The following is a 12450-nucleotide window of genomic DNA, read 5'->3' on the forward strand; positions in this document are numbered from 1 at the left end:
CAGATCGACATCTCCGCGAAAAACTCTGGGATTCTCCGATGGCCGTTCAGTCGAGCTCGTCGACCGCAGCCCGGATCGCGTCGGCCGAGGCCCGCAGCAGTGCGAGTTCGTGCTCGCTCATGGGCGTCTCGGCCAACGGCACGGCCCCGGCAGCGCCCACCACCGAGGGCACCGACAGCGCGACACCGCGAAGCCCGTATTCGCCGTCGAGCACCGTCGCGACCGGAAGCACCGCCCGCTCATCGTGCAGCACTGCCTCGGCGATGCGGGCGCAGCTGACGCCGATCGCGAGATTCGTGGCTCCCTTGCCGCGGATGACGGCATAGGCCGCATCGCGCACCTCGACGGCGATGCGGTCGAGCTCGTCGACGGTGAACGGCTCATCGGCGGGCCAGTCGAGAATCGGCACCGAGCCGATGGTCGCGTTCGACCAGAGCGGGAACTCCGTGTCGCCGTGCTCGCCCACGATGTCGGCGTGCACGCTCGCGGTGCTCACATTCGCGCGATGCGCGAGCCGCCAGCGCAGACGCGACGTGTCGAGCACGGTTCCGGATCCGAAGACGCGATGCGGCGGCAGGCCCGAGACACGCTGGGCGACGACCGTCATCACATCGGCCGGATTCGTGACGATGATGAAGACGGCGTTCGGCGCGCGCTCGACGAGCTGCGGCATGAGCTTCTCGAGCAGACGAGCGTTGATGCCCGAGAGCTCCATGCGGGTCTGTCCCGGCTGCTGCTTCGCTCCGGCGGTGACGACGATCACGTCGCTGCCCTCGACGACGGCGAGGTCGGAGCCGCCGCTCACGGCCGCGGAGGTGAACTGCGTCCCGTGCGCGAGATCGAGCACCTCGGCATCCACCTTGTCGGTGGCGATGTCGTAGAGCGCGACCTCGGCCGCACTCCCCGGATCAGCGCCGCATACGCGACGCTGACGCCCACACTGCCTGCACCGATCACCGTGATCTTCGTCCGCGCCTTGGTCATACGCTCATCCTGCCCGAAATAACGCGAACGGGCACGGACCGTGATGGTCCGTGCCCGTTCGAGATCAGGTGAGCGAGACGCTCACTCCCATTCGATGGTCCCCGGCGGCTTCGACGTCACGTCGAGCACGACGCGGTTGACGTCACGCACGCCGTTGGTGATCCGGTTGGAGATCTTGGCCAGCACGTCATAGGGCAGGCGTGTCCAGTCGGCGGTCATGGCGTCTTCACTCGACACCGGACGCAGCACGATCGGGTGGCCGTAGGTGCGTCCGTCGCCCTGCACGCCGACCGAGCGGACGTCGGCGAGGAGAACGACCGGGCACTGCCAGATGTCCTGGTCGAGTCCGGCCTTGGTGAGCTCCTCGCGAGCGATGGCATCGGCCTCGCGGAGGATCTCGAGGCGGTCCTGCGTGACCTCGCCGATGATACGGATTCCGAGGCCGGGGCCGGGGAACGGCTGGCGCCCGACGATGGCCTCGGGGATGCCGAGCTCGCGGCCGATCGCACGGACCTCGTCCTTGAACAGCGCGCGCAGCGGCTCGATGAGCTCGAAGTCGAGGTCATCCGGCAGTCCGCCGACGTTGTGATGCGACTTGATGTTCGCGGTGCCTGCACCGCCGCCCGACTCGACGACGTCGGGGTAGAGCGTGCCCTGCACGAGGAACTTGACCGGGGCGCCGCCCGAGGCCTTCGCCTCGGCGACGAGGTCGAGCTGCACCTTCTCGAAAGCGCGGATGAATTCGCGCCCGATGATCTTGCGCTTCTCCTCGGGGTCGGTGACGCCCTTGAGATGACCGAGGAAGACATCTGCCGCGTCGACCGTGATCAGACGCACGCCGGTCGACTCGACGTAGTCCTTCTCGACCTGCTCGCGCTCGCCCTTGCGGAGAAGGCCGTGGTCGACGAACACCGCGGTCAGCTGGTCGCCGATCGCCTTGTGCACGAGCGCGGTCGAGACCGCCGAGTCGACACCGCCGGAGAGCGCGGAGATGACGCGGGCGTCACCGACCTGCTCGCGGATGCGCTCGACCTGCTCGGCGATCACGTTGTCGCTGTTCCAGTCGGAGGCGAGCCCGGCTCCCTTGTGCAGGAAGTTCTCGAGCACCTGCTGTCCGTGGTCGGAGTGCTTGACCTCGGGATGCCACTGCACACCGTAGAAGCCGCGCTCCTCGTTGGCGAACGCCGCGACCTTCGTGGCGTCGGTCGTGGCGAGCACGTCGAACCCCTCGGGCGCCTTGGCGACCTGGTCGCCGTGGCTCATCCAGACGTTCTGCGCTGCCGGCTGGCCGCCGAGCAGCGTGCCGCCGTCGCCGGAGATGACGGCATCCGTCGCGCCGTACTCGCGAAGCCCGGTGTTCGCGACCTCGCCGCCGAGCGTCTGCGCCATGTACTGGAAGCCGTAGCAGATGCCCAGCGTGGGCACTCCGAGGTCGAACACGGCCGGGTCGAGGCGCGGGGCGCCCTCTTCGTAGACCGACGACGGACCACCCGAGAGGATGATGGCGACGGGGTTCTTCTCGGCGATCTCGGCGGCCGTGGCGGTGTGCGGCACGATCTCGCTGTAGACACCCGCCTCACGCACTCGGCGGGCGATCAGCTGCGCGTACTGCGCGCCGAAGTCGACGACGAGCGCGGGGCGCTGCTGGGTCTCGGACTGTTCGGTCACCGGACACCTTCCGTGGCAGGGGCGGGGGCCGCGGCGGCCTCCCGGGAAGCGAGGTAGGCCTTGAAGTCGCGGGCGACGATGGCCTCCATGAAGAACGACAGCAGCGGGATGACGCCGCCGAGCGCGAGCAGGATGAAGCGCAGGAACGGCCAGCGCATCAGGCTCCACATCCGGAAGCACGCGAAGAGGTAGACGACGTAGAACCAGCCGTGCGCGACGAGGATCGAGAGCGAGATGTTGAGTCCGTCGCCGGTCGATTCGAGGCCCTCGGGTCCCTCGACCACGGGTGCGAACCACAGCAGACCGCCGGATCCCCCTGCGAAGAGCTCGAGTCGGATCGGCGTGTACTTCAGCACCATCTCGGCGACCAGCAGGAGCAGCATGACTCCGGTGATGATCGACGCGATCTGGTAGAACTTCAGCGCACCACGGATCGCCGGAAAGCTGGCGACTTTCGGTTCGGGCATGGCTCCAGTCTAGCCGGGGAGAGTCCGCGTCGATTCCGAGTCAGGGCGCGGGCGGGCGGGCGACGAGAAGCTCGCCCGCGCCCGTCGCCTCGAGCACCCCGGCCGCGTCCGGCACGAGCAGCGAGGAACCGATGCGGAGTCTCCGTCCGTCGATCTCGATGTCACCGCCGCTCACGATCACGATCGAGAAGCCGCGACCGACGACGGTCGAGCCGTCGACGGGGATCCGCTCGAGTCGGAAGTACTCGTCCGCGGCGGCTGGAAAGACGGAACCGGAATCGGGGGCGGTTCCGATCAGCGCATCCAGGTCGGCCGCCGAACGCCCACGGGTGTTCACCGCGGCGAGCGCCAGCTCGAAGCCGAGGCCGAGATGCCCGGCCTCCGCACCGTCGATCGCGAAGCCGTCCCACTCGAGAAGGATCGACAGATCTTCGGGCTGCTGGAGTTCGAGCAGCAGGATGCCGGCGCCGATCGCGTGCAGTTCGCCCGGCGGCACCCAGACGACGTCGCCCGCAACGACCTCCACCTCGTGCAGCAGACCGAGCAGTGCGTCCACGTCCTGCCGATCCACGAGGTCGGCGAGCGCCGCGGCATCGACGTCCTCCCGCAGTCCGACATGCACCGTGCCGCCCTGCAGCATGTACCACGCCTCTGCCTTGCCGTGTGCTCGACCGAGATGCGTCGCTGCGAAGTCGTCGTGCGGGTGCGCATGCACCGGCAGCCGCTGCCCCGCGTCCAACAGCTTCACGAGCAGTCGTGTGTCCGCACCCCACCGTGCGACGTGGGCATCGCCCAGCCAGGCCGTCGGATCGTGCTCGATCACGTCACGCAGCACTCGGCCGTCCGGGAGCGTGGTGAGCCCGAGCAGGGGCTCGCCGTTGACCGTGGTCGTCGAGCCGATCCAGTCCTCCGGCTCGCGGGGAGCGTCACTGGCTTCGCCGCGGAAGGCGCTGATGCGCGCACCGCCGCGGTAGAAGCGCTCGGCGGGCCGGTTGGACGACAGCAGGATCGGGTTCACACGTTCTCCTTCGATCGCACGGCTCCGGCGAGGAAGCCGCCGACGAACGTGTCGCCGAGTCCGACGGTCGTCGGTGTGGCGACGTCGAGCGAGAATGCGGCGACCCCGGCGGAACCGGGCAGACCGGCCTCGACAGCGGCGACGAGCGCCTCCTCCCCCGTGGCGGGGCATCGCATCGGTGTCGTCGACGTCCGCGGCGGTCAGGGCGTCGCCCACGCGGTAGCGGGTGGCGGCGACGCGGACGGCGGAGTCGAGGGCGGCACCGTGCCGGGCGGCATCCGGTCCGATGGCGATCGCCCAGTAGCGGGTGTGCACGACGAGTGCCCGCGCGGGGATGATCGCGTGCACCGCGCGGAGGGCGCGGATGACGTCGTCGGTGTCGAGGAGGTTCACCGCGCGTCCGAGGTACTCCTGCAGCTCATCCTCGTTCATGCCGTAGACATGGATCTGCGGCAGCAGACGGCGGCGCACGGTGTCGGCGAAATCGCGCGTGTAGAAGCCCGCGTCCTCGTAGTAGACGAGCGCGTCGTCGGGGAGGCTGCGCATCGCGCTCTGCACCTCGGCGAGCCGGAGCTCCAGCAGGTCGTGATTCTGCATCGTGTTGAATCCAGAGACGAGGAAGACGCCCGCGTCGGCCAGCGTCGTCGGCAGATCGGTGGCGAGCAGCATCGTCCGGTTCGGCGGATCGTTCGCGAAGATCAGCCGATTGGGCGCGGGCGACAGGACGTCGCCGTCCGTGAGGCGCACGTGCGCGCCGACCGGATACTGCACGATCAGATGCGGGTCGAGGGTGTCCTCGGTCGCCGAGCAGATGTAGGAGATCGTGTCCGGCAGCAGACGACGGACGTTGTCGTCGATGCTGACGAGGTGCTGCACGCTCGGGATGCCGAGGGCGTCGAGCACGAGCCCCGCTCGCACACCGGTGCCCCCGAGCGTGATCGCGTGCTCGAAGTGCGACACGAAGTCCTCGATCACCTCGGACGAGGCGACGAAACGCTCCGCCCCGGTCCCCGAGGCGACGAACGCGAGCACCGCCACCAGCAACGACCGTTCGTCGGTGATCGGCGCCGTGGTGGTGAGCTCGTGCCGCCGCACTCCGTGCGCGTGCGCCAGCCTGTCGAACACCGACGAATCCCACTTCAGCTCGTAGTCGACGGTGCCGCCGAGTCCGAGTACGAGAGTTCTGCCCACGTCGCCGATCATCCTTCCGAGATCCGGGATTCAGTACAGCGACGCCTTGCCGTCCGCACCGAACAGCTCGATCTTCTCAGCAGCGGTGGCTTTCATGGCCTCGAGCGCCGCCGGCTGGATCGCGTTCGGCTCGCGCAGACGCTGATCGGTGCCGAGGATCTCGCGCATGCGGTTGTGGTACGAGACCTTGATGTCGCTCGAGATGTTGATCTTGTTCACACCCAGCTCGACGGCGCGGCGGAGTTCCGCATCCGGGTTCGAGGATCCGCCATGCAGCACGAGCGGGATGCCGACCGCGGCCTTGATCTGCTCGAGCAGGTCGTGACGCAGCTCGGGGTTCTTGTCGCTCGGGTACAGGCCGTGCGACGTGCCGATCGCGATGGCGAGACTGTCGACGCCTGTCTCCTCGACGAAGCGCACCGCGTCTTCCGGGTTCGTGTAGATGATCTCGGCCGCTCCCGACTCGCCGTAGCTGTCGTTGGCGCCGATCGTGCCGAGTTCGCCCTCGACCTGGATGCCGACGGCATGCGCCGCGTCGACCACCTTGCGCGTGAGCGCGACGTTCTCGTCGAACGGCAGCAGCGATGCGTCGATCATGACCGAGGTGAAGCCGGCCTTGATGGCCGAGATGATCTCCTCGTAGCTTCCGCCGTGGTCCCAGTGGATCGCGACGGGCACGCTCGACCGGTGGGCGCGGGCGTGCATCGCGGGGATGAGGTCGGTGGTGATGTGCGACACCTCGTCGGGGTGGATCGCGATGATGACCGGAGCGGCCTTCTCCTCGCTGATGTCCATGATTCCGTTGAACATCGCCCAGTCGCTGATGTTGAACGCCGGGATGGCGAAGTTGTTGGCATTGGCGACATCGAGGATGGATTTGCCGGTGTAGAGCACGTGATTTCTCCTGTTTCGTGGTGGTCGTGGATCCGTCGGGACGACGTCAGCTCTTCACGGACCCCGCCGTGAGACCGCTGATGAAGTACCGCTGGAAGATGAGGAAGAGGATGAGGACCGGGATCGAGCCGAGCACGCTCATCGCCATGATCTGGTTCCACTCGTACGAGTGCTGCCCCATGAGCAGCTGGATGCCGATGGGCACCGTGCGCATGTCGATCGTGCGGGTGAGGGTGAGAGCGAAGAGGTACTCGTTCCACGCGATCATGAACGTGTAGATGCCGACGGACACGATCCCGGGGATCGAGATCGGCACGAGGATGCGCCACAGGGCGGTCATGGATCCGGCGCCGTCGACGCGGACGGCCTCGTCGAGCTCCTTGGGGAGGGTGTTGAAGTAGCCGGTCATCATGATGATCGCGTAGGGCAGCGTGAACACCATGTAGGTGAGGATCAGCCCGAGGTACGAGTTGTACAGCCCGAGCGCCACCATCAGACCGAAGTACGGGATCAGCAGGGTGATGGGTGGTACGGCCTGCACGCTGACGATGACAACGTTGAGGATGCGCTTGCCCCGGAAGTCGAACCGGCTGAACGCGTACGCCGCCTGGATCGCGACGAGGAGGGTGAGGATCGTGACGGAGCCCGCGACGACGTAGCTGTTGAAGAAGAACCGCATCGTCTCGGGGTTCGTGAAGATCGCGATGTAGGCGTCGAACGAGAACGTGTCGGTGACCAGACGAGGAGGCAGTTCGAAGATCTGCGTGTTCGACTTGAACGAGCTCGACAGCATCCACAGCACGGGCCCTGCGGCGAACACTGCTCCGAGGATGAGGCCGATCATGACCCCGGTCTTGGCGACGCGGCGCTGGTTCTGCACGGTGAGAGCCATGGTCAGTCCCTCGCTTTCTGGTGACGGACGTAGAAGACGGCGAGCACCATCGACATGAGCAGGACCAGCACGGCGGAGGTCGCCGCGAGCGAGAAGTCGTACTTCGCGAAGGCGAGCTTGTAGGTGAAGGTGCTGAGCACCTCGGTCACGTCGATCGGTCCGCCACCCGTGGTCATCCAGATGAGCGCGAACTGCTGCGACGTCCAGATCAGGTCGAGCAGCACGAGGCTGACGATGATGGGACGCAGCTGCGGGATGGTGACGTTCCAGAAGCGCTGCACGGCACCCGCGCCATCGACGGTGGCAGCCTCGTTCAGCTCATTCGGGATGCCCTGGAGGCCGGCCAGCAGGCTGACCATGAAGAAGGGGTATCCCGCCCAGATGTTGATGAAGATGATGGTGCCGAGCGCGAGCTGCGGCGATGCGAGCCATTCGATGTCGGTGTTGAGCAGGAAGTTCACCACACCGTTCGGGGCCAGGAGCATCCGCCACAGCACGGCGATCACGGCGACCGTGAACAGCCACGGCAGCACGTACAGGGCCCGGAAGAAGGACCGTGAGAACCGACCGAGCAGCGGGCTGTTGAGCATCATCGCGAAGGCGAGACCGAGCACCAGGTGCGCCACCACGCTGGTCACCGTGAAGAGGATGGTGTTGCCCGTCGCCTTCCAGAAGCGCGGATCCGACAGGATCTCGACGTAGTTGCCGATGCCGACGAACTCGGGCGACTTGTTCAGGATCACGTTGTCCTGGAACGAATAGCCGATCACCATGACGATCGGCACGATCATCAGCACGAACAGCAGGATGATGGTCGGCGAGAGGAAGGCGTACGACTCGGTCGTCTTGCGCAGCTGCCGTCGGCGACGCGACAGCGCGACTCCGGTGACGATCACCTCGGTGTCGTCGGACGTTCTCAGGCTCATGGGAAGCGTGGCTCCTTGGTTGGTCGGGTGCCGCATCGCATCGGGAGCGATGCGGCACCCCGTTCAATGCGGGTCGTGGGAGATCAGAACTCCGCGACCCACGCGTCCTGCGCCTTCTTGAGCGCGTCGTCGATCGACTGCTGACCGTCGAAGGCCGACTGCAGCTGCTCGCCGAGCTGACGCATAAGCTCCTCCGCCACGGGGAGCCCGGTGAACTCGTTCGCCGGGTAGCCCGCCTGGTAGATCTCGAACGCCGTCTTGAACAGCTCATCGTCCTCGACGAACCCGGGGACCGACTTCGAGTTGCCGGGGAACGCGTTCGCCATCGTCGAGAGCTCCGAGTTGGTCTGCTCGCTCATGAGGAACTCGACGAGCTTGAATGCCGCCTCCTTGTGCTCCGAGTTCTCGGCGACGCCGATGCCCCAGGATGCGTAGGGGATGCCGCGCTCGCCGTCGTATCCGTCCTCGGCCGGCAGCGCCGAGATCGAGAACTTCAGATCGGGGTTCGTCTCGCGGATCAGGTTGATGTGCGCGAGCGAGTCGATCATCATGCCGACACGACCGTTGGTGAACTCCTCGACCTTGTCCTGCTCCTTCATCGTGAAGGAACCGGAGGCGATCGAGCCGTCATCCCACATGCCGCCGATGAAGTCGACCGCCGACGTCACATCGTCGTTCGTCAGATCGGGCTGACCGTCTTCGAGCATCGAGCCTCCGGAGGCCCACACCCACGACATGACGTCGTTCTGCACGCCGTTCGGCGCTTCCAGGGAGAGCGGGAGCACCCAGCCCGACACGTCGCCGCCGAGCGCCGAGACCTTCGATGCCGCGTCGGCGAACTCCGTGCGCGTGGCCGGCGGGGCGGTGACGCCCGCATCTGCCAGCAGCGTGTCGTTGGTGAACATCGGGTAGACGAAGTTCACCACCGGGATCATGTATGTGCTGTCGTCGACCTGGATCTGGCTCGCCAGCTCGCTGTCGTCGTAGTCGTACTCCTCCATGAGTGCGGTGAGGTCTGCGATCACTCCCTGAGAGGCGAAGTCGTTGACCCACGCGCCGTCGAGGCCGACGACGTCCGGCATGGTGCCGGAGGCCGCTCCCGCGAACAGCTGCTCCTTGGTCGATGCGTACGGTCCGCTCACGAGCTTGACCGTGACGCCCGGGTTGGCGTCCTCGAATTCGTCGATGAGCGCCCGGAACTCACCGTCGGGGAGCTCGGGCTCCCACCACTGGGCGAACTCGATGGTGACGTCTCCGCCATCCCCTCCATCGGTTCCGCTGTCGCCTGCCGCGCACCCTGCCACGGCCAGGACTGTCACGGCTGCTGTCGCTGCGCCGGCGAGCTTCAGAATGCGTCGCCCTCGCCCCACTGTGATCATCACTTCTCCTCTTCGAGATCGTGCCGCATTCGCGCTTCAATGCTTGTTCATGCGGTTTTGAGCAATGTTATGCCGTAGTTTGCGAGATGGTCAAGCATTCTCTGCATCTATTTCGACTTGTAACTACAGATTTCACGACTGTACCCGCATTGTCACGGCGAAAACCAAGTTGGTCGCGTGGATACGTCGGATGCCGATCTCTGCCGAAGTCTGCCGGTTTATCTGCGCACCTGTGCTAGAGATGTCTGCATGGAAGCAACTCCGTCGCCCAAGCGTCGACTCCCCGCCGGCCGCAAAGCCGACCTCGCCGCCTACGTCGAACAGGTCGGCGAAGTGACCGTCGGAGGTCTCGCAGAGCACTTCCACGTCTCGATCGACACGATCCGTCGGGACCTCGATCAGCTCGACCGAGAGGGCGTCGTCATCCGCACCCACGGCGGAGCGGTCAGCGCCGAGGGGCAGCTCAAGGACCGGGCGCTCGACGTCCGTCTCCGGCTGCAGACGGAGGAGAAGGAGACGATCGCGCGTCTCGCGGCGGGACTCATCGACGACGGAGCGGTGGTGATGCTCAACGCCGGAACGACGACGCTGGCTCTCGCTCGGGCGCTTCGCAACCATCGCGACCTGACGATCGCCACGAACAACCTGCGGATCCCCGCGGAGATCTCGCCATCCGCCTTCCGCGACCTCTACGTGTTCGGCGGGGCCGTGCGGGCGATCACCCAGGCCACCACCGGACCCGTCGCGTTCATGATGACCCCGGGCGGCCCGGAAGTGGACATCCGCTGCGATCTGGCACTGATCGCCGTGGGCGCCATCGACGAGGCCGGGTTCTCGACGTCGAACATGGGGGACGCGAACATGATGGCCGAGATGATCCAGCGGGCCGAGCGCACCGCGATCCTCGCCGACTCGTCGAAGTTCGGCCGACGCCTGTTCGCTCAGGTCACCACGCTCGACCGAGCCGACTACCTGGTGACGGATTCGTCTCCGGCCCCGGCCTTCGCCGCCGCTCTCGCGCAGGCAGAGGTCGAGGTCATCAGCCCCTCAGCCTGACCGCCCTCGTCATCGGGAGGCGACCGGGCCACCGGGGGTGGGGGAACAGCCGCGATCAGGCGCGACCCGGTGATCGCGGCGGCGACGATCGCCGCCGTGCCGGCGACCGGCAGCAGGGCGAGCGCGAACGCCGCGCTCGCCCCGAAGGCGAACGAGAAGACCAGGAACGCCGCCCAGGCGACCACGCCGACTCCGACCCACATCCACTGCATCCTGGTCGTCTCTGTGCGAAGTGCCGTGGCCGTGATCGGTCGCCCGTGATGGATGACGTTCTCCGTCCATTGGCGACCGTCCCACCACCTCTGGGTGCGTCGGTGGACGTCGTACCAGCCCGGCGCAGCGGGTCCGCCGCCGCTCATGAGGCGAACGAGGGCTGGGGCCACGAGGGCAGAGCGGTGGACGAGAGAACCCCGAGAGCACGGATGCGCGAGACTCCGAGTCGCCTCGTCCGATGAAGTACCCGATCACGTTCAGCAGCAGTCCGATGATGCCGATCGCCAGTCCCACCCACGCGACGGGCGTCGCGAAACCGCCGACGATGGCGACGACGAGTCCGGCGATGCCGACGACCCCGCCGATCGCGTTGAACAGGTTCGAGGAGTACCAGGCGTCCTGCGATGCTGCCGCATCCCGGAGCACGCGTACCAGCGCGTCGATCGACGTCTCGAGTTCGTCGATCTGATCCTCATGGAGGTCATACGCCGACAGGTAGTGCCGTGCCGCGTCGGAGTCCCATGCTCCGCTTCCCAGCCCGGCCAGTCGAGCCGTGGTGCATTCCGCATCGACGCGACTCTGCACAGTGCCGATCCCTTGCACCAGCTTGTCCGCTTCGGCGCGCAGAACGGTGGGAAGACCCATGCGTGCGACCCTGTCGCGCATCGCATTGAGTATCTCCCGCATGATCCCGATGTTGGCGAGGAGCGCTGCCATCGCTGCGTGATACGCGGCGTCCTTCGCCCAGTCCGGCCAAGGAACACCGAACGTCGAAAGGCTGTCGGCCCACTCACGCGCCACGGCCGGTGCCCCTCGCTCCGCCCTGTCGAGTTCTCTGAGCCCATCGTCGATCACGTCGAGGATCCATTGCCCCATCGCCTCCGGATGCATACCTCACGCCCCCTGATGTCGCGACCGACCTCGTCTTCGGTCTTCTCATAGATCTCCGCCACCTGCTCGAGCCGCGACCCCATGGCACGGAAGAGCGCGCCGCCGTCACGAACCTTCTGCCGGAGGTCGGCCGCCGCCGCGAGATACTCGTCGCGAAGGGCTTCGAACCCCGGCTGATCCGAGAACGCCCAGTATTCGAAGGTGTCCGAGATGCTGTCGGCGCCGGCCGCGAGAGTGTCGCCCCAACCCCGCCAGAGTTCGGCGTCAGCCCTCAGCACCCCCGTATCGACTGCGTACCCGTCACTCATCGTCGCCCCCGTCATCAACGCCTGCGCGTCGGGTGATCACCGTGTTCACGGTCGTCTTCACGGCATCCGCGAACTCGACCGCGGTGGCGGACGCCCTCCACGCCGCATCGATCGTGACCGAGAACTGACCCAATGCGTCGACCTCGACCGTCAACTCGGGGAAGACGTGCCGCTCGGATTCGCCGTGAGGCTCGGCCACCACGGCGTCGATCGCATCCTCAGCCGGCAACCCGCCCTGCAACAGCTGCATCACCTGGTGCGCTTTCGCCGAGACATCGGGCATGGCTGAGATGCCCGCGAGCGCAAGAGCGGAGTCTGTGGCTGCGGCGAGCGCGGTGGCCGCCGCGTTCATGTAGCCGCTCGGATCGACGGCGACCGACGAGACGAGCCCCCGGGCATCGGCCTCGATCTCGACGAGTGTGCCACGCTGAGCGACCTCGCGGGTCAGCCGCGCCATCTCGGCCGAGAAGTCCGAGGCGATCTGTCGGGACCGGCCGCGGAGAGCGTCGATGCGGGCGGTCAGGTCGTCTGAGGGAGTCATGCGAGAGGCATCCTGGTTCGTG

The 12450-nt window shown here is 66.7% G+C and carries 12 protein-coding genes and 1 pseudogene; 2 read left to right on the forward strand and 11 right to left on the reverse strand.

Translation table 11 applies throughout. From position 1 onward, the window contains the following. Positions 1–46: 46 nt before the first annotated feature. From ACZZ93_RS06650 to ACZZ93_RS06685, 8 genes and pseudogenes are all read right to left on the reverse strand, one after another. A pseudogene (locus ACZZ93_RS06650) lies at positions 47–984 on the reverse strand (L-lactate dehydrogenase). An 81-nt stretch (positions 985–1065) separates the two neighbouring features. Continuing rightward, complete coding sequence (gene guaA / locus ACZZ93_RS06655) at positions 1066–2652, reverse strand: glutamine-hydrolyzing GMP synthase (protein WP_072590861.1); 1587 nt, start codon at positions 2650–2652, stop codon at positions 1066–1068. Further along, entirely contained in the window at positions 2649–3119 is a 471-nt protein-coding gene (locus ACZZ93_RS06660; protein ID WP_463510717.1) for a DUF3817 domain-containing protein, read from the reverse strand. The genes guaA and ACZZ93_RS06660 overlap by 4 nt, the downstream gene beginning before the upstream one ends. 40 nt (positions 3120–3159) lie before the next feature. After that, positions 3160–5328, reverse strand: coding sequence for an ADP-dependent glucokinase/phosphofructokinase (locus tag ACZZ93_RS06665; protein WP_463510718.1), 2169 nt, complete (start codon positions 5326–5328; stop codon positions 3160–3162). Between the two features lie 30 nt (positions 5329–5358). Beyond that, entirely contained in the window at positions 5359–6222 is an 864-nt protein-coding gene (locus ACZZ93_RS06670) for a ketose-bisphosphate aldolase (RefSeq protein ID WP_053098979.1), read from the reverse strand. Between the two features lie 46 nt (positions 6223–6268). Further along, a complete protein-coding gene (locus ACZZ93_RS06675; protein ID WP_053098978.1) occupies positions 6269–7114 on the reverse strand; it encodes a carbohydrate ABC transporter permease in 846 nt (281 codons plus the stop codon). A gap of 2 nt (positions 7115–7116) precedes the next feature. Continuing rightward, entirely contained in the window at positions 7117–8040 is a 924-nt protein-coding gene (locus ACZZ93_RS06680; RefSeq protein ID WP_053098977.1) for a carbohydrate ABC transporter permease, read from the reverse strand. Positions 8041–8123: 83 nt separating this feature from the next. Then, the gene (locus ACZZ93_RS06685) at positions 8124–9419 is read right to left on the reverse strand and encodes an ABC transporter substrate-binding protein (RefSeq protein ID WP_056277298.1); all 1296 of its coding nucleotides are present in this window, start codon (positions 9417–9419) and stop codon (positions 8124–8126) included. 249 nt (positions 9420–9668) lie between these two features. On the opposite strand from ACZZ93_RS06685, the gene ACZZ93_RS06690 reads away from it, so the two are divergent. Next, positions 9669–10475 (forward strand): DeoR/GlpR family DNA-binding transcription regulator, encoded by an 807-nt coding sequence (locus ACZZ93_RS06690; protein ID WP_053098975.1) that lies wholly within the window; start codon positions 9669–9671, stop codon positions 10473–10475. Here the strand turns inward: ACZZ93_RS06690 and ACZZ93_RS06695 are convergent. Then, positions 10388–10834 carry a hypothetical protein gene (locus tag ACZZ93_RS06695; protein ID WP_463510719.1) on the reverse strand — a complete coding sequence of 149 codons (447 nt, stop codon included), beginning with the start codon at positions 10832–10834 and terminating at the stop codon, positions 10388–10390. The genes ACZZ93_RS06690 and ACZZ93_RS06695 overlap by 88 nt on opposite strands. Positions 10835–10926: 92 nt before the next feature. Between ACZZ93_RS06695 and ACZZ93_RS06700 the strand changes: the two genes are divergently transcribed. Further along, positions 10927–11157, forward strand: a complete 231-nt coding sequence (locus ACZZ93_RS06700; RefSeq protein ID WP_463510720.1) for a hypothetical protein — start codon at positions 10927–10929, stop codon at positions 11155–11157. Positions 11158–11539: 382 nt separating this feature from the next. On the opposite strand, the gene ACZZ93_RS06705 is transcribed toward ACZZ93_RS06700, so the two are convergent. Next, entirely contained in the window at positions 11540–11887 is a 348-nt protein-coding gene (locus ACZZ93_RS06705) for a hypothetical protein (protein ID WP_463510721.1), read from the reverse strand. After that, complete coding sequence (locus ACZZ93_RS06710) at positions 11880–12428, reverse strand: hypothetical protein (protein WP_463510722.1); 549 nt, start codon at positions 12426–12428, stop codon at positions 11880–11882. Before ACZZ93_RS06710 ends, ACZZ93_RS06705 begins: the two co-directional genes overlap by 8 nt. Positions 12429–12450: the final 22 nt, after the last annotated feature.

This window comes from Microbacterium sp. AC026, from assembly GCF_979258475.1.

What these genes read in the sequence shown, in the direction of transcription:
- ACZZ93_RS06685 (WP_056277298.1), bottom strand. Translation starts at nt 9,419, where the DNA reads ATGATCACAGTGGGGCGAGGGCGACGCATTCTGAAGCTCGCCGGCGCA.
- ACZZ93_RS06695 (WP_463510719.1), bottom strand. Translation starts at nt 10,834, where the DNA reads ATGAGCGGCGGCGGACCCGCTGCGCCGGGCTGGTACGACGTCCACCGA.
- ACZZ93_RS06705 (WP_463510721.1), bottom strand. Translation starts at nt 11,887, where the DNA reads ATGAGTGACGGGTACGCAGTCGATACGGGGGTGCTGAGGGCTGACGCC.
- ACZZ93_RS06660 (WP_463510717.1), bottom strand. Translation starts at nt 3,119, where the DNA reads ATGCCCGAACCGAAAGTCGCCAGCTTTCCGGCGATCCGTGGTGCGCTG.
- ACZZ93_RS06690 (WP_053098975.1), top strand. Translation starts at nt 9,669, where the DNA reads ATGGAAGCAACTCCGTCGCCCAAGCGTCGACTCCCCGCCGGCCGCAAA.
- ACZZ93_RS06700 (WP_463510720.1), top strand. Translation starts at nt 10,927, where the DNA reads ATGAAGTACCCGATCACGTTCAGCAGCAGTCCGATGATGCCGATCGCC.
- ACZZ93_RS06680 (WP_053098977.1), bottom strand. Translation starts at nt 8,040, where the DNA reads ATGAGCCTGAGAACGTCCGACGACACCGAGGTGATCGTCACCGGAGTC.
- ACZZ93_RS06675 (WP_053098978.1), bottom strand. Translation starts at nt 7,114, where the DNA reads ATGGCTCTCACCGTGCAGAACCAGCGCCGCGTCGCCAAGACCGGGGTC.
- ACZZ93_RS06710 (WP_463510722.1), bottom strand. Translation starts at nt 12,428, where the DNA reads ATGACTCCCTCAGACGACCTGACCGCCCGCATCGACGCTCTCCGCGGC.